This is a genomic window from Nocardia rhizosphaerae (assembly GCF_042650365.1).
GTDB classification, from domain to species: Bacteria; Actinomycetota; Actinomycetes; order Mycobacteriales; family Mycobacteriaceae; genus Nocardia; species Nocardia rhizosphaerae.
The window spans coordinates 39,603-57,978 of sequence record NZ_JBHSBA010000003.1 but is presented as its reverse complement, the minus strand read 5'-3'; the positions used below and the strand labels follow the sequence as shown (position 1 = coordinate 57,978).

At 68.1% G+C, this 18,376-nt stretch carries 16 protein-coding genes; 13 read left to right on the top strand and 3 right to left on the bottom strand.

The annotated features are described in order from the left end of the window. Positions 1-89 precede the first annotated feature (89 nt). The 8 genes from ACFOW8_RS01815 to ACFOW8_RS01780 all read left to right on the top strand — a co-directional run bounded on the left by ACFOW8_RS01815 (position 90) and on the right by ACFOW8_RS01780 (position 11,751). Positions 90-2,198: an IniB N-terminal domain-containing protein gene (locus ACFOW8_RS01815; RefSeq protein WP_378544412.1), complete on the top strand. Its 2,109-nt coding sequence runs from the start codon at positions 90-92 to the stop codon at positions 2,196-2,198. 17 nt (positions 2,199-2,215) lie between these two features. Beyond that, positions 2,216-4,042 (top strand): dynamin family protein, encoded by a 1,827-nt coding sequence (locus ACFOW8_RS01810; protein ID WP_378544409.1) that lies wholly within the window; start codon positions 2,216-2,218, stop codon positions 4,040-4,042. Next, positions 4,039-5,589, top strand: coding sequence for a dynamin family protein (locus tag ACFOW8_RS01805; protein ID WP_378544406.1), 1,551 nt, complete (start codon positions 4,039-4,041; stop codon positions 5,587-5,589). The genes ACFOW8_RS01810 and ACFOW8_RS01805 overlap by 4 nt, the downstream gene beginning before the upstream one ends. A gap of 364 nt (positions 5,590-5,953) precedes the next feature. Further along, on the top strand, positions 5,954-7,801 hold the full coding sequence (gene dnaK, locus ACFOW8_RS01800; RefSeq protein WP_378544403.1) for a molecular chaperone DnaK: 1,848 nt from the start codon (positions 5,954-5,956) through the stop codon (positions 7,799-7,801). Further along, positions 7,798-8,364 (top strand): nucleotide exchange factor GrpE, encoded by a 567-nt coding sequence (gene grpE / locus ACFOW8_RS01795; RefSeq protein ID WP_378544400.1) that lies wholly within the window; start codon positions 7,798-7,800, stop codon positions 8,362-8,364. The genes dnaK and grpE overlap by 4 nt, the downstream gene beginning before the upstream one ends. A gap of 21 nt (positions 8,365-8,385) precedes the next feature. Next, on the top strand, positions 8,386-9,564 hold the full coding sequence (dnaJ, locus tag ACFOW8_RS01790) for a molecular chaperone DnaJ (protein WP_378544397.1): 1,179 nt from the start codon (positions 8,386-8,388) through the stop codon (positions 9,562-9,564). Beyond that, on the top strand, positions 9,564-9,965 hold the full coding sequence (locus ACFOW8_RS01785; protein WP_378544394.1) for a heat shock protein transcriptional repressor HspR: 402 nt from the start codon (positions 9,564-9,566) through the stop codon (positions 9,963-9,965). Before dnaJ ends, ACFOW8_RS01785 begins: the two co-directional genes overlap by 1 nt. Positions 9,966-10,581: 616 nt before the next feature. Further along, the gene (locus ACFOW8_RS01780; RefSeq protein WP_378544391.1) at positions 10,582-11,751 is read left to right on the top strand and encodes a globin domain-containing protein; all 1,170 of its coding nucleotides are present in this window, start codon (positions 10,582-10,584) and stop codon (positions 11,749-11,751) included. A gap of 19 nt (positions 11,752-11,770) precedes the next feature. On the opposite strand, the gene ACFOW8_RS01775 is transcribed toward ACFOW8_RS01780, so the two are convergent. Then, a complete protein-coding gene (locus ACFOW8_RS01775; protein WP_378544388.1) occupies positions 11,771-12,427 on the bottom strand; it encodes a TetR/AcrR family transcriptional regulator in 657 nt (218 codons plus the stop codon). 183 nt (positions 12,428-12,610) lie between these two features. Here ACFOW8_RS01775 and ACFOW8_RS01770 point away from each other — a divergent pair, with 183 nt between their 5' ends. Further along, positions 12,611-13,150: a dihydrofolate reductase family protein gene (locus ACFOW8_RS01770; RefSeq protein ID WP_378544385.1), complete on the top strand. Its 540-nt coding sequence runs from the start codon at positions 12,611-12,613 to the stop codon at positions 13,148-13,150. A 140-nt stretch (positions 13,151-13,290) separates the two neighbouring features. Here the strand turns inward: ACFOW8_RS01770 and ACFOW8_RS01765 are convergent, their stop codons facing one another. Next, complete coding sequence (locus tag ACFOW8_RS01765) at positions 13,291-14,049, bottom strand: FAD-binding oxidoreductase (RefSeq protein ID WP_378544382.1); 759 nt, start codon at positions 14,047-14,049, stop codon at positions 13,291-13,293. 30 nt (positions 14,050-14,079) lie between these two features. Further along, positions 14,080-15,240, bottom strand: coding sequence for an FAD-binding oxidoreductase (locus tag ACFOW8_RS01760; protein WP_378544379.1), 1,161 nt, complete (start codon positions 15,238-15,240; stop codon positions 14,080-14,082). Between the two features lie 410 nt (positions 15,241-15,650). Between ACFOW8_RS01760 and ACFOW8_RS01755 the strand changes: the two genes are divergently transcribed. From ACFOW8_RS01755 to ACFOW8_RS01740, 4 genes are all read left to right on the top strand, one after another. Next, positions 15,651-15,872 (top strand): hypothetical protein, encoded by a 222-nt coding sequence (locus ACFOW8_RS01755; RefSeq protein WP_378544376.1) that lies wholly within the window; start codon positions 15,651-15,653, stop codon positions 15,870-15,872. 274 nt (positions 15,873-16,146) lie between these two features. Next, positions 16,147-16,653, top strand: coding sequence for a DUF3558 domain-containing protein (locus tag ACFOW8_RS01750; protein WP_378544374.1), 507 nt, complete (start codon positions 16,147-16,149; stop codon positions 16,651-16,653). 42 nt (positions 16,654-16,695) lie between these two features. Next, the gene (locus ACFOW8_RS01745) at positions 16,696-17,046 is read left to right on the top strand and encodes a hypothetical protein (RefSeq protein WP_378544371.1); all 351 of its coding nucleotides are present in this window, start codon (positions 16,696-16,698) and stop codon (positions 17,044-17,046) included. A gap of 2 nt (positions 17,047-17,048) precedes the next feature. Then, positions 17,049-18,371 carry a hypothetical protein gene (locus ACFOW8_RS01740; protein WP_378544368.1) on the top strand — a complete coding sequence of 441 codons (1,323 nt, stop codon included), beginning with the start codon at positions 17,049-17,051 and terminating at the stop codon, positions 18,369-18,371. The last annotated feature ends 5 nt before the right edge of the window (positions 18,372-18,376 follow it).

The following is an 18,376-nucleotide window of genomic DNA, read 5'->3' as shown; positions in this document are numbered from 1 at the left end:
CCTGTAACGGGGTGCCGTCCTAGCGTGAAAGACATTCCGACGACAACGGATCGGCCACCGAGGCCAATGATCTGGAGGAGCTGATCTCGATGACACCCAACGCGATTCTGGAGTTCATCCTCAACCTGCTGCGCGACAAGGAGGCGGCTGCGAGCTACTGCGCCAATCCGTGCGCCGCGCTGTCCGCCGCAGGTTTGGATGTGACGCCCGAGGACATCTCCGCGGTCGCCCCCATGGTGGCCGAATCCGCGCTGGTCCACGGCGGCTCCCAGCTGCAATCCATTGTCGCGGCAGGCGCGGCCGCTGGCGCCGGCGCTACGGTCGCCGCCACCGCGACCACGGCCGCGGCTGTCACCGCCGCGGCCGCCGCTGGTGCCGATATCGACCTCGGCGGCTCGATTGTCGCCGACGCCGCCGCGCAGGTGGGCGCGGGCATCGACGCTGCCGTCAGCGCCGTCACGGGCGCCGACATCGACGTGAACGCTGATCTCGCCACCGGCCTGAACGGCGCGATCGGTGTCGGTGCCGATATCGCCGCAGGTCTCGGCGGCGCGCTGAACGGTGCGATCGGTGCGGGCGCAGGTCTCGGCGCCGCACTGGACGGGGTGGTCGGTGCGGGGGTTGATCTGGCCGCAGGTCTCGGCGGCGCGCTGAACGGTGCGATCGGTGCGGGCGCAGGTCTCGGCGCCGCACTGGACGGTGCGGTTGGTGCGGGGGTTGATCTGGCGGCTGGTCTTGGTGGTGCGCTGGACGGCGCGGCCGGTATCGGTGCTGGTCTGAATGGCGCTTTGACAGGTGCGGCAGGCGCGGGGGCTGAGGTGGCCGCAGGTCTCGAAGGTGCGCTCGGCGGCGCCGCAGCCGCCGCTGCCGGTCTCGACGGCGCACTGACCGGTGCTGTCGCGGGGGGCGCTGGTCTGGGAAGCGGCCTCGACATCGGCGCCGACCTGGACGGTGCGCTGGAGGCAGGTGCCGATCTGACCGCGGGTCTCGGTGGCGCGCTGGATGGTGCGGTCGGTCCAGGCGCTGGGCTCGATGGCGCGTTGTCGGGCGCAGCGGGTGCGGGCACCGATCTCGTGGCAGGTTTGGACGGTGTGGCCGGCGCCGGGGCGAGTCTCGCTGGGGCGATCGGCGGCGCCGCGGATCTCGGTGCGGGTCTGGAAGGGGCTGTCGCTGCCGGGGTCGACGGCACGACTGGGCTCACGTCGAATCTCGGAACCGGGCTGGGAGGCCAACTCGGAGGTGCTCTGGCCGGCGGCATGAGTGGGGCAACCACGGCGGCGGCCGGGCTCGGCGCGGCGGCGGGTGCCGGGGCGCAGGCGGCGGGCAGCGTCGGCGCGGCAGCGACCACCACGGCGATCACCGGTCTGGAGACCGGTCTCGGTGCTGCGGCTTCGGCGGGTGCTGGACTCACCGGCGGTCTCGACACAGTGTCGACGGGTGAGGGGTCCGCGGAATTCGGCACCGGGCTCGATACAGCGCTGTCCGGTGCGGCGGGCATCGGCCTGACCACTGGTCTGCAAGGCGGCCTTGACACCACCGCGAACGTCGGCGCTGAGCTCGCCGGTTCGGCCGCCGCCGACATCGATGCGGGTCTCGGCGCGGCGCTGGAATCGGGTGTCGGCCTCACTGGTTCGGTTGCCGGTGGTGCCGAGTCGGGGCTCGGCGGCGCGATCGACGCAAGCACCGGCCTGATCGGCTCGGCGGCAGGCAGCGCACAGGCGGGCATCGGCGGCCTTGCCGAGGCCGGGGGCGAGTTGTCCGGCGCGATGACGGGTGGCGCGCAATCCGGTTTGGAGACCGGTGTCGGTCTTGGTGGTTCGGTCGTGGGTGGGGCGCAGACCGGGCTCGGTGGCGTGGTGGATGCGGGTGCGGAGGTCGGGGGTTCGGTCACGGGTGGCGCGCAATCCGGTTTGGAGACCGGTGTCGGTCTTGGTGGTTCGGTCGTGGGTGAGGCGCAGACCGGCCTCGGCGGCGCCGTCGATGCCGGTGCGGGAACTCAGACCGACGGCGTTCTCGGTGCGACTTCCCAGGGCGCGGTCACCACGGCCGCCGACACCTGGTCTTCGGTCGACGTGTCGAGCGCGTTCGGGTCCGGTCTGCACGGCTCGTCTCTCGGCGGCGAGACGTCGCTGTTCGGCGAGTCGAGTACCGTCGTCGACACCGGAGTCGATACGCACACCGACGGAATGTTCCACTGAGCGAAACGGGCACGGCGATGGGGACTCTCGCACCGAACGCGGTGCCGCTGACGACGGTGTTGTCCGACACCGTCGCGGCGGCCCGTGCGGCCGGTCGCGACGATCTGGTCGGGCGGCTGGCACAGGTCGCCGAGCGAGTGCGTGATCCGCGTCATCGCATCGTCGTGACCGGCCACCTGAAGCAGGGCAAGAGCCGGTTCGTCAACGCCTTGCTCGGGCTGGATGTGTGTCGGGTCGGCGACGACACCACGACCGTGATTCCGCTGCACCTGTCCTACGGCGCTGTCCAGCGGGCGCACCTGGTGCTCACAGCCCCCGGCGCCGAGGAGACACGGGTGCAGATCCCGTTCGGCGAGATCGGTGAGATCGACGCGCGCAGCCCGCTGGCGGAGGGTAGGCGGATCGCGCGCATCGAGGCCGAGCTGCCGAATCAGCTGCTGGCCGACGGCGTCGTCCTCATCGACACCCCCGGCGTCGGCGGTCACGGAAGTACCAGTACCGCGGCCATTCTGGGCATGGCCGCGGCTGCCGACGCAGTACTCGTGCTGTCCGACGCGGGCACCGAGCTTACCGAACCCGAGCTCACCTTCGTTCGTCAGATCCGTGAACTGTGTCCCACGGTGGCCGTCCTGCTCACCAAGACCGACCTGTATCCGCATTGGCATCGCGTCCTCGAGGCGGATCGCACCCACCTCGCGAATGCGGAGGCCGAGGTGGCCCTGATCCCCGTGTCGGCGTTACTGCGTGCGCACGCCTTGCGTTTGCAAGACGCGGAGCTGGGTCGTGAGTCCGGATTCGGCCCGCTGTTCGGCTTCCTGCGTGACCGGGTCGTCGCCAGCGACCAGGCTGCCACGCGGCACGCGGTCGCCCGCGAGTTGCATTCGGCGGCCGAGCATCTCGCGTTGGCGCTGGGCAGCGAGCTGGTGGCGTTGCGTGATCCGGCGCTCGGCTCCGCGGCGGTCACCGAACTGCAGACCGCGCGCGCCGCCGCGGAAGCGCTACAGCGACGGACCGCGAGCTGGCAGCAGACGCTCGCCGACGGAGTCACCGACCTCGTCGGCGATATCGACCACGACCTGCGCGAACGTTTGCGTGGGATAGCCCGTACCGGCCAGGAGTGGATCGACGAACACGATCCGGGCAGGCATTGGGACGCGATCGCCGAATGGCTGACCGACGCCATCGACACAGCTCTGGGTGAGAATCTGCTGCTCACCCACCACCGCACCGAGCTGCTCGCCCAGCGCATCGCGGACCACTTCACCGAGGTCGGTGCGGTCGATCTCCCCGAGCTCGGCGACGAACGCGCGCTCACCAGCTCGGGTTCGCTGGCGGACCTCGAACCCGATCTCGGCTTCACCGGCAAGGTGCTGGTCGGCATGCGTGGTTCCTACGGTGGCGTCCTGATGATCGGCTTGGCCACCACCTTCGCCGGTTTCGCGATGCTGAATCCGATTTCTCTCGGCGCCGGTCTGATCGTCGGCGGCAAGGCCTACCGCGACGACAAGACCGCCCGGCTGGCCCGCCGCCGGATAGAGGCCAACGCCGAGGTCCGCCGCTTTCTCGACGACGTCGCTTTCCAGGCGGCCAAGGACACCAAAGACCGCTTGCACCGCATTCATCGTGCCCTGCGCGATCACTTCGCCGGGGTCGCCGACCGCAGTCTGCGCTCGATTGATGCGTCGCTACGCGCCGCGCAGGAGGCCGCGACGATGGCCGCCACCCTCCGGGCCGAGCGGACCTCGGTGCTCGAACGTCAGTTGCACGCTGTCGCGGAGCTGCGTCGCTACGCGGATTCGATGCTGACCGAACCTGGACGGGCCGACGGTACGGTATCCGGGTGACCAACCGTTTCGACACCGCGTCGCCCGCGGGCCAGACCGCACCGAAGATCCTGGCCGAGGCGCACGAGCTGGTCGACGCGGCGGCGCGGGCATTCGGCCCGAACACCCATCCGCGCAGATTGCTCGCCGACTGCGCGTACCGGCTGCGCGAGCCGTTGCGGGTCGCTCTGGCCGGTTCGATCAAGGCGGGTAAGTCGACGCTGCTCAACGCGCTGGTCGGTCAGGCGGTGGCGCCCACCGACGCGACCGAGTGCACCCGCGTGGTCACCTGGTACCGCGACAGCGCCACGCCCACCGTCACCGCGTACGCGCCCGACGGTGCCAGCGCGAACGTGATCGTGCGCCGTGGCGGCGGCGCGCATGGTCTGACCTTCGACCTCAGCGCACTGCAGTGGGATCGGCCGGGGCCGCGTCCGGTGGATCACTTGGCCGTCGGCTGGCCGTCGGCGGCGCTGGCGCAGACGACGATCATCGATACGCCAGGTACCTCGTCGCTGTCGCGTGAGGTGTCCCAGCGCACCGCGCGGCTGCTGACTCCCGCCGATCCCGGTGGTGGTTCGCCACCGTTCGCGGCGCCGGGCGCGGACGCCGTCGTCTATCTGTTGCGCCGGCTCGACGCCACCGACGTCCGCTTTCTCGAACAGCTCGGCACCGGTGCGGGCGGCGCGGGGCCGCTCGGGGTGATCGGGGTGGTGTCGCGGGCCGACGAAATCGGTGCGGGCCGCATCGACGCGCTGCACTCGGCGCGTGACATCGCCGCCAGATTCGCCGCGGAGCTGGAGCGAACTGGTTTGTGTCAGGCGGTGATCCCGGTCGCAGGGCTGTTGGCCTTCGCGGCGTCGACGCTGCGGCAACCGGAGTTCGCCGCCTTCGAAGCGTTGTCGGCGGTGCCGGCCGAGGACCTGAGCGTCGCGCTGTTGTCGGCCGACCGTTTCGCCCGCGCCGACATCGCGCTCCCGGTCGCCCCGGAACTGCGCGCGCAGCTGGTGGACCGGTTCGGTTTGTTCGGCATCCGGATGGCCACCATGCTGGTCCGGCTCGGGGCTCGCGATGCCGCGTCGCTGTCGGCGGAGCTGTCGGCGCGCAGCGGAATCGAGGAGTTGCGCGCGGTGCTGGAGGTGCAGTTCGGCCAGCGCGCGGAGGAGTTGAAGGCACATTCGGCGTTGAGTTCACTCGATCGTGTCCTCACCGCCTATCCCGGCACGGAAGCCGATCTGCTGCTGCCAAGGGTCCGTGCCCGCCTGGCCGACGTGCACGGATTCACCGAACTCCGGCTGCTTGGTCGCCTCCGCACCGATGAATTGCCGCTGCCGGCCCCTGCGCTCGCCGACCTGCATCGCGTACTCGGTGGTGCGGGTGTGGCGCCGCATGTGCGGCTCGGTCTCCCGATCGACGCGGACCCCGCCGCTGTGCGCGCGGCGGCTGTCACGGCCGTGCATACCTGGCGATCCCGCTCCACCCACCCGCTGGCCGACCAGGCCACCGCTACCGCCTGTCGCGCGGCGGCCCGCAGCGCCGAAGGCATCATCGCCGGACTAGGGCAATAGGTTTCGGGCCGAGCCGGGGCATCGAACGGGCAGCGACGGTGCTCCGGCGGCCGATACCGACCAACTGGTCTCGATGCCGTCACGATCGCCGGGCCGCAGATGCGAGCTGAGCCGGGTCGACGCAAGAATGGCCCAGGGTTCGGGAAATTTTTTCGGGCGGCGGGAATGAATCGTCGCAGCTGAAGGTTGTGCAGATCGACAACATTGAGCGTGGCAGACTCAAGTTCTAGTTGACTCGTGACGGAACTCGAGGGCAGGATTGAGCTGACCACGCTCAGCGTTGCTGAGGCTGTGCTCCGCGTGATGTGCCTGGGGTCTGGCTTCGAGAGCACTCACATACATACGTCAAACAGGAGGAATCACTATGGCTCGTGCGGTCGGAATCGACCTCGGGACCACGAACTCGGTCGTCAGCGTTCTCGAAGGCGGCGAGCCGGTCGTCGTCGCGAACTCGGAAGGCTCGCGCACCACCCCCTCGATCGTCGCGTTCGCGAAGAACGGCGAGGTTCTCGTCGGCCAGCCTGCGAAGAACCAGGCCGTCACCAATGTCGACCGCACGATCCGCTCGGTCAAGCGCCACATCGGCACCGACTGGAGCACCGAGATCGACGGCAAGAAGTACACCTCGCAGGAGATCTCCGCGCGCACGCTGATGAAGCTGAAGCGCGACGCCGAGGCCTACCTGGGCGAGGAGATCACCGACGCGGTCATCACCGTCCCCGCCTACTTCGAGGACGCCCAGCGGCAGGCCACCAAGGAAGCCGGGCAGATCGCCGGTCTGAACGTGCTGCGCATCGTCAACGAGCCCACCGCGGCCGCGCTGGCGTACGGCCTGGACAAGGGCGACAAAGAGCAGACCATCCTGGTCTTCGACCTCGGTGGCGGCACCTTCGACGTCTCGCTGCTCGAGATCGGTGAGGGCGTCGTCGAGGTCCGCGCGACCTCCGGTGACAACCACCTCGGTGGCGACGACTGGGACGAGCGCATCGTCACCTGGCTCGTCGACAAGTTCAAGGCCAGCTCGGGCATCGACCTGACCAAGGACAAGATGGCCATGCAGCGCCTGCGCGAGGCTGCCGAGAAGGCGAAGATCGAGCTGTCCTCCAGCCAGAGCACCTCGATCAACCTGCCCTACATCACCGTCGACGCGGACAAGAACCCGCTGTTCCTCGACGAGCAGCTGACCCGCTCGGAGTTCCAGAAGATCACCTCCGATCTGCTTGACCGCACCCGCGCGCCGTTCCAGTCCGTCATCAAGGACGCAGGCATCAACGTGGCCGACATCGATCACGTCGTGCTCGTCGGTGGTTCCACCCGCATGCCCGCCGTCTCCGAGCTGGTCAAGGAACTGACCGGCGGCCGTGAGCCGAACAAGGGCGTGAACCCGGACGAGGTCGTCGCCGTCGGCGCCGCCCTGCAGGCCGGTGTGCTCAAGGGCGAGGTCAAGGACGTCCTGCTGCTCGATGTCACCCCGCTGTCGCTGGGCATCGAGACCAAGGGTGGCGTGATGACCAAGCTCATCGAGCGCAACACCACCATTCCGACCAAGCGTTCGGAGACGTTCACCACCGCTGACGACAACCAGCCGTCGGTGCAGATCCAGGTGTTCCAGGGTGAGCGCGAGATCGCCTCGCACAACAAGCTGCTCGGCTCCTTCGAGCTGACCGGCCTGCCCCCGGCCCCGCGCGGCGTGCCGCAGATCGAGGTCACCTTCGACATCGACGCCAACGGCATCGTCCACGTCACCGCGAAGGACAAGGGCACCGGCAAGGAGAACAAGATCAAGATCCAGGACGGCTCCGGCCTGTCCAAGGAAGAGATCGACCGGATGGTCAAGGACGCCGAGGCGCACGCCGCCGAGGACAAGGCCCGCCGCGAGGAGGCCGAGACCCGCAACCAGGCCGAGTCGCTGGTGCACCAGACCGAGAAGTTCATCAAGGACAACGAGGACAAGGTGCCCGCCGACACCAAGTCCAAGGTGGAAGCCGCGATCGCCGAGGCGAACACCGCGCTGGCCGGCACCGATATCGCCGCCGTGAAGACCGCGGTGGAGAAGCTGGCCGCCGAGTCGCAGGCGCTGGGCCAGGCGCTCTACGAGGCGCAGGCCGCCGACGCGGCCGCCGGTGGCAACGGTGCCGGTCCCGCCGCCGACGACGACCAGGTCGTCGATGCCGAGGTCGTTGACGAGCCGGTCGACACGGAGAAGAAGTGACCGAGGCCAACTCCGAACAGGAGCTGATCGAAGACATCGTCGAGGACATGGACTCCGCCGCCGCGGCGGCGGAGCCCGCCACCGACGGCGAGGCCGAGGCGCCGGTCAGCGACGAGCTGGCCGAGCGCACCGCCGACCTGCAGCGGTTGACCGCGGAATACGCGAACTACCGCCGCCGGGTCGAGCGGGATCGTCAGGCGAACATCGACGCGGCCAAGGCCGCCGTCGTCACCGAACTGCTCGGTGTGCTCGACGATCTGGACCGGGCCAGGGCGCACGGCGACCTGGACACCGGCCCGCTCAAGGCCGTCGCCGACAAGCTCGAGACCGCGCTCACCAAGCAGGGTCTGGTCGAGTTCGGTGCGATCGGTGACCCGTTCGACCCCACGCTGCACGAGGCCGTGCAGCACGAGGGTTCGGGCGCCGATCCAGTCATCGGCGTCGTCATGCGCAAGGGCTATCGGTTCGGCGAGCGGGTGCTTCGGCACGCGCTGGTCGGGGTGACCGATGCCGAGGCCACCGAGGCATCGGATCCGGATGCCGACGGCGACACTCAAAAATAACGCGAGAGGAGGAGATGCCCGGTGAGCCAACGGGAGTGGATCGAGAAGGACTTCTACAAGGAGCTGGGTGTCTCCTCCGGCGCCTCGCAGGACGAGATCAAGAAGGCCTACCGCAAGCTCGCTCGCGACCTGCACCCGGATTCCAACCCGGGTGACACCAAGGCCGAGGAGCGGTTCAAGGCGGTCAGCGAGGCCAATGCCGTGCTGTCGGATCCGGCCAAGCGCAAGGAGTACGACGAGACGCGCCGCCTGTTCGCGGGCGGTGCCGGGCGCGGCTACGGCGGCGGGTTCAATCCCGGTGCCGCCGGTGGCTTCTCGCAGGACTTCAATATCGGTGACATCTTCGGTCAGCCGGGTGGTGCCGGTGCCGGTGACGGCGGGCTCGGCGATCTGCTGGGCGGGCTGTTCAACCGGGGCGGTGCGCGCGGCGCCAGCCGTCCGCGCCGTGGTGCCGATGTGGAGACCGAGACGACGCTGGGTTTCCGTGAGGCGGCCCAGGGCGTCACCGTCCCGCTGCGGATGACCAGTCCGTCACCGTGCACCACGTGTCACGGCAGCGGCGCCAAGCCGGGCACCAGCCCGCGGGTGTGCCCGCACTGCAACGGATCCGGCGTGGTCAGCCGTAATCAGGGCGCGTTCGGTTTCAGCGAGCCCTGTGACGACTGCCGTGGCACCGGCTCGATCATCGACGACCCGTGCGTCGACTGTGCGGGCACCGGTATCCAGAACCGCACCCGCACCATCACCGTGCGCATTCCGCCCGGTGTCAGTGACGGGCAGAAGATCCGGCTGGCCGGGCAGGGTGAGGCGGGCCTGCGTGGGGCGCCTTCGGGCGATCTCTACGTGACCGTGCACGTCAGTCAGGACAAGGTCTTCGGCCGTCAGGGCGACGACCTCACCCTGGTACTCCCGGTGAGTTACAGCGAATTGGTACTGGGAACAACTGTTTCCGTGCCGACGCTGGACGGCCGGGTCGGCGTGAAGGTGCCTGCGGGCACCGCCGACGGGCGTATCCTGCGGGTACGCGGTCGCGGTGTGCCCAAGCGCGGCGCGGCAGGCGGCGCGGGCGACCTGCTGGTCACGGTGAAGGTCGCGGTTCCGCAGCACCTGGACTCCGACGCCACCGATGCGCTCAAGCGCTACCAGGAGGCGGAGAAGGCCGGTGGTTTCGATCCGCGTGCGGGATGGGCGGGTGCCTGATGTCCGATAGTCCGAGGTCCGCGTCGGGTGGCGGCGCGCGCGCCGAGTTCTTCATGATCTCGGTGGCGGCCCAGCTCGCGGGGATGCACGCGCAGACCCTGCGCACCTACGACCGGCTGGGCCTGGTCACTCCCCAACGCACTTCGGGTGGCGGACGCCGGTACTCGGCCCGCGATGTCGAGCTGCTGCGCGAGGTGCAGCGGCTGTCGCAGGACGAAGGGGTCAACCTCGCCGGCATCAAGCGCATCATCGAGCTCACCAATCAGGTCGAGGCGCTGCAGCAGCGTGTCGAGGAGATGAGTGCGGAGCTGGAGCGGTTGCGGGCGGGCTATCGGCCCGATCTGTCGCCGCCGCAGCGCAGCACGGCGCTGGTGGTGTGGCAGCCACGGAACCGGCGTTAGGTTCCACGATCCGGCGAGCCCCCGGTTCGCGTTCCGCCGTAGGCGGGCGCGGGCCGGGGGCTCGTGCGTTTCCCGGTCAACCCCCGGCGACCGCCTGGTGATTCTTCAGCAACCCATTAATTCGCGATCCTGTCCGACGGCCCTCGTGGCGCAACGCCGTGAGGTGCGGATATATCTCGGGATCATCACGAAAGTTAGCTGAGGGGATGCTGAATTCGGCTCGATCGGAGCGCGATTTCGTGTGCTAGACGGGCCGCTCCGGGGGAGTCTCCCCGCGTGTCGCGGCACGGCGCGTCGGGCGGCCGGGTTGGTGGTGCGTAGCGGAAAGGTCGCTCTACCAGGCAGGTTGGCGGTGAGATGCCGATTTTACGGCACCATACATTGGGGAATGAGCTCATGTTCACCGGTCATTAACAGTCTCGATGTAGGTTTTTCAGGTGTTACTAATGAGTACCACCTGGTTTTTTCTGAATTACACGTGTGATGTTTAAGAGTACGATTCCGAAGCTGGCAAACCTCGCCTAGACTTCTCGCATCGGCTGCTGACGAGTGTCCTCCCAGCCCGTCACTCGCCGGCGCGGCTAGCGTTCGATGGCGAAACGAGGTTGTGACACATATGGATTCGCGGACTGTCGCTTTGATCCGTACCACGTTCAAGGCGGTTGCTGCGGAAGACGGTGGGCCCGAGCGGCTGGCCAGGTCGTTCTACTCGATCCTGTTCACGGACTACCCCGGCATCCGCGACTACTTTCCGGCAGCCATGGATGCCCAGCGTGACCGGCTCGTCAAGGCGATCTCCTACGCGCTCGACCGGCTCGAAGAGCCGGATAAACTGCTGCCCTTCCTCGCCCAGCTCGGACGCGACCACCGCAAGTACGGTGTGCAGCCCGCGCACTATGTCGCGGTGGCCAACTCGCTCAAGGCCGCGATGCGCCAATTCGCCGGCACCGAGATGTGGACCGAGGAGGTCGCCACCGCCTGGGACGAGGGCCTGGCCACCATCAGCGGCGCGATGATCAGCGCCGCCGACAAGGAGACCACTCCGCCCGCCTGGACCGCGACCGTCGTCGAACGCCGCGAGGTGCTTCGGAATCTGTCGGTCATCCGGGTCCAGCTCGATCAGCCCATGCAGTACGCGGCCGGACAATATGTCAGCGTCCAGGTGCCGACGCGGCCCCGGATGTGGCGCTATCTGTCCCCGGCCAATCCGGCGAACGCGAACGGCGAGGTCGAGTTCCATGTGCGCAGCGTGCTCGGCGGCTGGGTGAGCCCGGCCATGGTCTCGCACACCGAAGTCGGTGACCAATGGCTGCTCGGTTCCCCACTCGGCGGTCTCGGCGTGCCACGCAACACCAAACGCAAGATGCTGATGGTCGGCTGCGGCACCGGCATCGCCCCGCTGCGCGCTCAGATCATGGCGATGGCCCAGCGCCGCGTGAACCCGAAGGTGCACCTGTTCGTCGGCGGCCACCACCCCTGCGACCTCTACGACTTGCAGGTCCTGAGCCAGCTGGCCGTCGCCAACAAGTGGCTCACCATCACCCCCGTCAGCGAGAGCGACGAAAACCCCTGGTGGTACTACGATTCCGGGGAACCGCAACCCGACCTACCCGGCCTCGAACCTCGGATGACCGGCCAGATCGGCAAGATCGTCGCGGCCTATGGCCCCTGGGCCGACCGCGACGTCCAAATCGTCGGTTCCCCGTCCATGGTCCAAACCACCAAGTTCCGCCTCATGGCCGCGGGCACCCAAGCCAAGTCCATCCGCCACGACCCGTTGTTCTGAGCCGCGCGGTACGCGCGGGCTACCGGGCTGGGGCGCGGTACGCGGCAAGGAAGACCTCGACACCGGCGTCGGCGTAGTGGTCGAGTTCGGCGTCGGTGAACGTGGTGTCGTCGCCACAGAACATGACCTTGTTGACCGGGACCGACACCACCAGCCACGTGAAATGGTTCGCGGCAAGTTCGGGCTCACCGGTGCGCAGCAGGCCGCGGTCGGTCAGTTGTGCGAAGCAGGACGCCAGCATCGCGTGGACCCGTTCGGGACCCGCTTCGAAGTAGGCGCGCCCGAGTTGGGGGAAGCGGCCCGCCTCGGCGATGACCAGCCGACGCACCCGCAGCTGCGCGGGTCGAGTGAGCAAGTGGACGAAGCGGTGCGCCACCGTGCGTAGCGTGGTTTCCACGTCGTCGGTGGAGGCGAGTTCGCCGATGGCTTCCCGGAAGACCTGGTCGATTCCGCTGAGCCGATCGAACACGATCTGCTCGAACAGTTTGTCCTTGCTGCCGAACCGCTTGTAGATCGTCTGCTTCGACGAACCCGCGACCTTGGCGATCTCGTCGGTTTTGGCTCCGAGGTAACCATCTCGCAGGAACACCTCCATCGCCGCCTCCATGATCCGGAGGCGCGCCTGTTCGGCGGCGGTGGTTCCGGCGAGGCCGGACGTTGTTTCGGTCTGTGGCATAAGGCCTCCGGTATATCCCGTTCTCGGATCTGTTGACAGAGTATCGAGTGTACCGTACTGTTCAGTTCACCCGGAACCGTACGGTACAGTACACCCTGGTAAGGGTCGAAGGCCCGCCCACGACCACGCTTTCTGCGCCTCGCCCGATCTGGTCGAGGCGAACCCCCACTGATGGAGAATCCGATGCGCAAGATCATTTCCAGCCTGTTCGTCTCCGCTGACGGCGTCGCCGAAGCCCCCGACGACTGGCACTTCCCCTACTTCAACGACGAAATGGGTGCCGCCATCGGCGCGGGCATGGGTACCTCCGACGCGATGCTGCTCGGCCGCGTCCAGTACGAGGAGTTCGCGGCGCACTGGCCGACCAGCGACGACGAGTTCGCCGACTTCATGAACAACCAGAAGAAGTACGTCGCTTCCACCACGCTCACCGAAGCCACCTGGAACAACTCCGAGATCATCGGCGGCGACGTGCTCGCCGGAATCCGCGAACTCAAGACGTCCGACGGCGGCGACATCGCCATCACCGGCAGCCTCACCCTGGTTCAGTCCCTGCTGCGCGCGGGCATGCTCGACCAGCTGCAGCTGTTCGTCCACCCCGTCATCGTCGGCAAGGGTGCCCGCTGGTTCGACAAGCTCGACGACAGCATCGATCTGAAGCTCACCTCGGCCGATGTGTTCAGCACCGGTGTGCTCAACCAGATCTACGCCCCCGCGAAATAGCCCACACCGCCACCGAAACCGGAATTGCGAAGAGTGTGGCGCCCACTCGACTGCCGCGACCGGTATCGACGTGCTTGCCGAATGCGGCCGACTCGCAGGACGATCTGCGGCGACCGTCCTGCGAGTCGGCCCTGCCTACCTCAAGCCCCCTCGGCCACGATGTTCTCCGTGGGAGTACCGGATTCGACCAGGCGGTCGACGGTGGTACGGACCATGGCAGGCGAACCGCAGACGAGTACCTGGGACTGAGTGAAGGGACCGTGCGCGGCGGCGACGTCGGCGAGGGTGCCGTGCAGCATTTCGGCGGGGGAGAAGCCGATGTCGACGCGGGTCTGTTCGTGCCATTCGTCGCGGATCGGGGAGTCGTCGGGGCTTTCGACGACCGGAATCACGGTGAGCCAGGGCAATTCGCCGGACAGCAGGTACAGCATGTCCGAGGCGTAGAGGTCGCGGGGCGAACGTCCGCCGAAGAAGAGGAAGGTGCGCGGCGGGGTTTCGCGGCGGGCCAGGTCGAGGATCTGGGCGCGCAGCGGCGCCAGCCCGGTGCCGCCCGCGATCAGCACCACCTCGGCGGCCTCGGGATCGATGTGGAAAACGCTGTGCGGCGCGCTGATCCGCCACTGGTCGCCCGGCTTGGTGTCGGCGACGATCGAGCCCGAGCACCAGCCGCCGGGCACGGTGCGCACATGGAACTCGAGCTTGCCGTCGAGGGAGGGCGGCAGCGCGGGCGAGAACCTGCGCCGCACGCCTGGATGCTGCGGCACCTCCACCTCCACCGAACCGCCCGCGGCGAACGGCACGAAGTCACCGATCAGACGGATCACGGCGACGTCGTTGCGCAGGCGGTGATGGCCGACCACGGTCGCCGTCCAGGCGGGATCGGGAAGTTCGCTGCTCATCGGCCTCTTTCACGAAGGGCGGGAAGGTTCTCAGCTGACCGGGTCGGACGCGATGATCTCGGGTGGGGTGCCTGCCCGGATGAGGGTGCGCCGGGTTTCGGCGATCATCTTCGGCGACCCCGCGATCTGGATCTGCCGATCGGACCACGCGCCGAAGCTGGTCACCACCGCACCCAGATTACCGACGAGCCTGCGGTGCATGCCCATCGGCGGGGCGGTGGGCCGCTGCGGATACCACCACGGATCGTCGCGTTCCTGGCACACCGGAACCACCGTCAGCCACGGGTTCGACTGGGAGAGCTGCCACATGTTGTCCACGTCGTAGAGGTCGCCGGGGTAGTGGCCGCCGAGGAAGAAGTGCACCCGCGGGTTGATCCCGCGCTGACTCATCTCGATCAGCTGCGCCCGCAGCGGCGCGATCCCGGTCCCGGAGCCGATGAGCAGCACATCGCGTCCCGACTCCCGGTCGACGTGCAGGCCGCCGAGCGGGCCTGCGATCTTCCAGCGGTCGCCGACCTTGGTGTCGTTGACGATGGCGGGGCTCACCCAGCCGCCGCTGATCCGGCGCACATGGAATTCGATCTCGCCGTATGGGTTCGCGGGGATGGCGGGGGAGAAGTAGCGCCACATGTTCGGCCGCTGTGGCACCTGCACCGGCACGTACTGCCCGGCCTTGAACGGGATCGGCCCGTCGGCTTGTAACCGCACGATGGCCAGATCGTCGAGCACCTTGCGATGGCCCACCACCGTCGCGCCCCAGAACGGCTGCGATTTGTCCTCGTTCGCGCCGATCGCCATCGACGCCGAGACCAGGATGGTGACGTCGCTCCAGCCCTCGTGTAACTCCCTGGTCCAGCGATTGCCGTGGAAGGAACGCAGGGCCGCGAGCAGCGCCCGGCCCGCCAGGTCGTAATGGTCGGCTTCGACTCCGTACTTGCGATGGTCGCGGGCGAGTTGCTCGAGGAACTTCTGCGCCCGTTCGAAGTCCTCCAGATTGTCCAGTACGTACTGCAGCGCCGACACCAGGCGCTTGGGCATCATGTCCATCGCGGGCGGGAACAGCTCACGTAACGCCGGGTTCTGCGCGAACAGGTGACCATAGAAAGCGCTGATCAGCCGCTCTGGGCCACCGGGTGTCTCCGACACCCCGCGGAAATCGGCGCGGACCAGCGCAAGCGAACGCGCATCCACGTCGTCAAGCTCCCTTTCCCTGAAATTTGCCGCAATGTGGCCCCACCTCGCGGTGGCACCGCCTCAAGTATCCCCCGAAACCCGCCGCTCGGTGCAGGGATGCTCGTCACGGTCCCATTCGCCGGACGGATCGTACGTCGCCGACGAGCGGCCGTCGCGCGCTCGCCGTCATCGATACATGCCGGTGATCTTCGGTAGAGCCCGTGCGGCGCGGGCCGGGCTCTCGCCGCTGGTCGTCAGGGTGTGCCGCTCACTCGGGGTTGGGCGCGAAGTGGCCCGCGCCCGCGGCAGCTTCCATCGCCTCAACCACGCCACCGCCGTCCGCCACGCCGGCGCCACCCCCGAGATCCGGCCGCCGCGTCGCTGTCGAGCCGGACGCGGCGGCCGTTGCCGCCCAGCGGGTCTGGACGATGGGCTGGCCGTTCTGGGCCCGCCGCCGTTTCGCGGGTCGAAAGCTGGTGGCCGACGATTCCGGGTGGGCCGGGGGTGCGGGCCCCGAGATCCACGGCAGCACTCTCGATCTGCTGCTGCTCCTGACCGGCCGACAGGTTACGCTGACCGGCCCCCGGAGCAGGCCGGATCCGCTGATGACGCACCCGTCGTCGGATCGGGTACGCCCCTGCGCCGGATAGTTCCGGGACGTTTCAGCCCTGGTCGAATTCCCTCTGGTGGCTCGCGCAGTCGCCGCGACACCCGAGTCGCTGGGCGCGCGCCGTGCGGACGGTCGAAGCCCCGGTGGGGTGCGCTTCTTCGCCGCCGCCAGGAAGGCGTTCACCACCGGTTTGCCCCGGCCTGCACTGGCCTCACCAAGGCCGGGGAGTCCGGTTCGCCCGCGGGCTCCGTGCTAATCTCCCTGGTCAGAGCGGTGATCAGACTGGAAGGGGCGGGATGAGACACGCAGGAACGGTGCTGGTGACAGCGGGGCTGGTCGTCGTGGGGGTGACGGGCTGTGCGTCGGGGGAGACCTCGTCGGTGGGGACCACAACGACGGTCGCGTCGGCTTTGTGGAATCCGTGTACGGAGATTCCCGATGAGATGCTGCGGGCCGCGGGGGTGGATCCGGCGTCGGAGGAGAAGGGGGTCGGTGGGCACGACCAGTCGGGGTGGGAGATCTGCGGCTGGGACGGTCGTGAGTATTCGCTCACTGTGTACGCCACGGACAAGGAAGTGGCCGAGTTCGAGCAGAAGCCTGGGAATGTCGACTTCCGTGACGTGACCATCGCCGGACGACCTGGTCGGGAGTTCCGGGTCGCTGGGGCATCGAAGGAACTCGATTGCGACGTGGTGTTTCCCACTGCGCAGGGAGTTGTCCAGTTGCAGGTGCTGAATCGCGCAAGCCTGGACGATCTGACTGATCCCTGCGTAACCATTGCACGGGTAGGGGAAAACCTCGTGCCGACCTTTCCGAAGTAGCCGGCGGGGAATCACATGACTGGAGCATCACCGTATAGTCACTTGCTTGGTCAGGCGCGCGCGGGCGAGGTCGGCCTCAACGACGAGCAGGCTGCCTATCACATGTACAAGGCCTGCGATCAGCGGCTTCTCGACCTCGACGAGCTTCGCAACGTCGCAAGACGAGTGCAAGCCGTCAGTGGATTCGGCGACTTCCAGATGGGGAAGGAGCTCGAGAAGAAGTTCTTGCTGCAGGCGACCGGCGACGAGAATTCGATCGACAACGTCATTCTGAAGGACATCGAAGCCGTGAAACAACTTCGCGAAGTCTTCGCGATCTCTTTCAAGAACCTCACCGGCCAAGACATCGAAAACGCCAACACTCTCGACTACACCGCCGACCAGGTGAGCTGACTATGTCCTACCCGAATATCGCAGGCCTCGATCTCTTCGGTCGGCTCCGTGACTTCGTCACTCCCGGCAAGGACCACAGCGAGCTCGACAGTTCCGATATCGCCGATATCCAGGACGAATACAACGATCAGCGGGCGGGTGCCCGGCGTGCGGCGAGCGAACTCGGGTTCGACGGCGAGTACCGCGCGAAGATGGTGACGACCACCGATCCGTTCACCGGGACCGTCGCCGAACTGCGGGCCAAGGTCGACAAGATCGATCTGACCGCGGTGAACGATCTGATCGCCGCCTGGAACGAGATCGCCACGCGCAACAGCACCTCGCTGGACGAGTTCCGCAAGCAGATCACCCGCGGGATGTCGCCGGAGGTCTGGTCGGGTGCCGCGGCGTCGGCGGCCGCGCAGACAGTCGCTGCCTATGACGCGACCGGCCAGCGGGTCAGCACGGCGGCGGCGCTCACGCGGGCAAAGCTGGACGAACTGCGCACGGGGCTGGAGCCGACCAAGCGGCTGGTTCCGTTCGAGCCGGAGCATCGCAGCGGCCTGGAAAACCTCGGTGGACTTTTCACCGGCCGCACATGGCGCAATGATGATGTGGCACAAGAGAATGCGCGAGTGGAGGCGGTGCGGGTGCTGGAGACCGTGTACGCCCCGGTGATTCACGAGTCCGACGACAGGGTTCCGGTGATCCCGGTCCCGAAGGCCGTCGACGACGGGGGTGATCCCGGCGTCACCAACGGGTCGACCGGGCCCGGCGTGAACTCGAATCCGGTCTCGTCGGATCCCGGCGGACCTGCGGCGACCACCCCGGCGGCGACCACACCGGCCGAGGACGACACCGCGGGCGACGAGTCGCCGATCACCGACGACTCGACCACCGAAACGTCGGCGTCCGAGGACACGGCGTCCGAGGGCTCGACCACACCCCAATCGACCGATCCGACCGCGACCGCGCCCGCCTCGACCGCGCCGACGTCGGCCGGTCCCGGTGCCGGTTCGCCCGCCGGGGCACCCGGTGGTTCGGGCGGTCCGGGTTCGGGCGGTCCGGGGGCAGGCGCGCCCGCCTCCGGCAGTTCGGTGCCGGGTGGCGGCTCGGCACCGGGTACCGCGGCCGGGGGCGCGCGAACCTCCGCCGCGGCCGGCGGTGCCGCCGGACGTGCTGCGGGCATGGCGGGAATGGGCGCCCCCGGTGCGCGAGGGGCGGGCAAAGACGACGAAACCACCAGAGGTGTCCCCGACTATCTGGTCACCAAGGAACACGGTGACGAGCTCACCGGTCTGGACACCATGCCCAAGCTGGTCCCGCCCGTCATCGGCGCCGACTGAAACGC

Excerpts from the sequence above, each read along its gene's own strand:
- ACFOW8_RS01815 (WP_378544412.1), top strand. The coding sequence starts at position 90 with ATGACACCCAACGCGATTCTGGAGTTCATCCTCAACCTGCTGCGCGAC.
- ACFOW8_RS01810 (WP_378544409.1), top strand. The coding sequence starts at position 2,216 with ATGGGGACTCTCGCACCGAACGCGGTGCCGCTGACGACGGTGTTGTCC.
- dnaK (WP_378544403.1), top strand. The coding sequence starts at position 5,954 with ATGGCTCGTGCGGTCGGAATCGACCTCGGGACCACGAACTCGGTCGTC.
- ACFOW8_RS01785 (WP_378544394.1), top strand. The coding sequence starts at position 9,564 with ATGTCCGATAGTCCGAGGTCCGCGTCGGGTGGCGGCGCGCGCGCCGAG.
- ACFOW8_RS01780 (WP_378544391.1), top strand. The coding sequence starts at position 10,582 with ATGGATTCGCGGACTGTCGCTTTGATCCGTACCACGTTCAAGGCGGTT.
- ACFOW8_RS01775 (WP_378544388.1), bottom strand. The coding sequence starts at position 12,427 with ATGCCACAGACCGAAACAACGTCCGGCCTCGCCGGAACCACCGCCGCC.
- ACFOW8_RS01770 (WP_378544385.1), top strand. The coding sequence starts at position 12,611 with ATGCGCAAGATCATTTCCAGCCTGTTCGTCTCCGCTGACGGCGTCGCC.
- ACFOW8_RS01765 (WP_378544382.1), bottom strand. The coding sequence starts at position 14,049 with ATGAGCAGCGAACTTCCCGATCCCGCCTGGACGGCGACCGTGGTCGGC.
- ACFOW8_RS01755 (WP_378544376.1), top strand. The coding sequence starts at position 15,651 with ATGGGCTGGCCGTTCTGGGCCCGCCGCCGTTTCGCGGGTCGAAAGCTG.
- ACFOW8_RS01740 (WP_378544368.1), top strand. The coding sequence starts at position 17,049 with ATGTCCTACCCGAATATCGCAGGCCTCGATCTCTTCGGTCGGCTCCGT.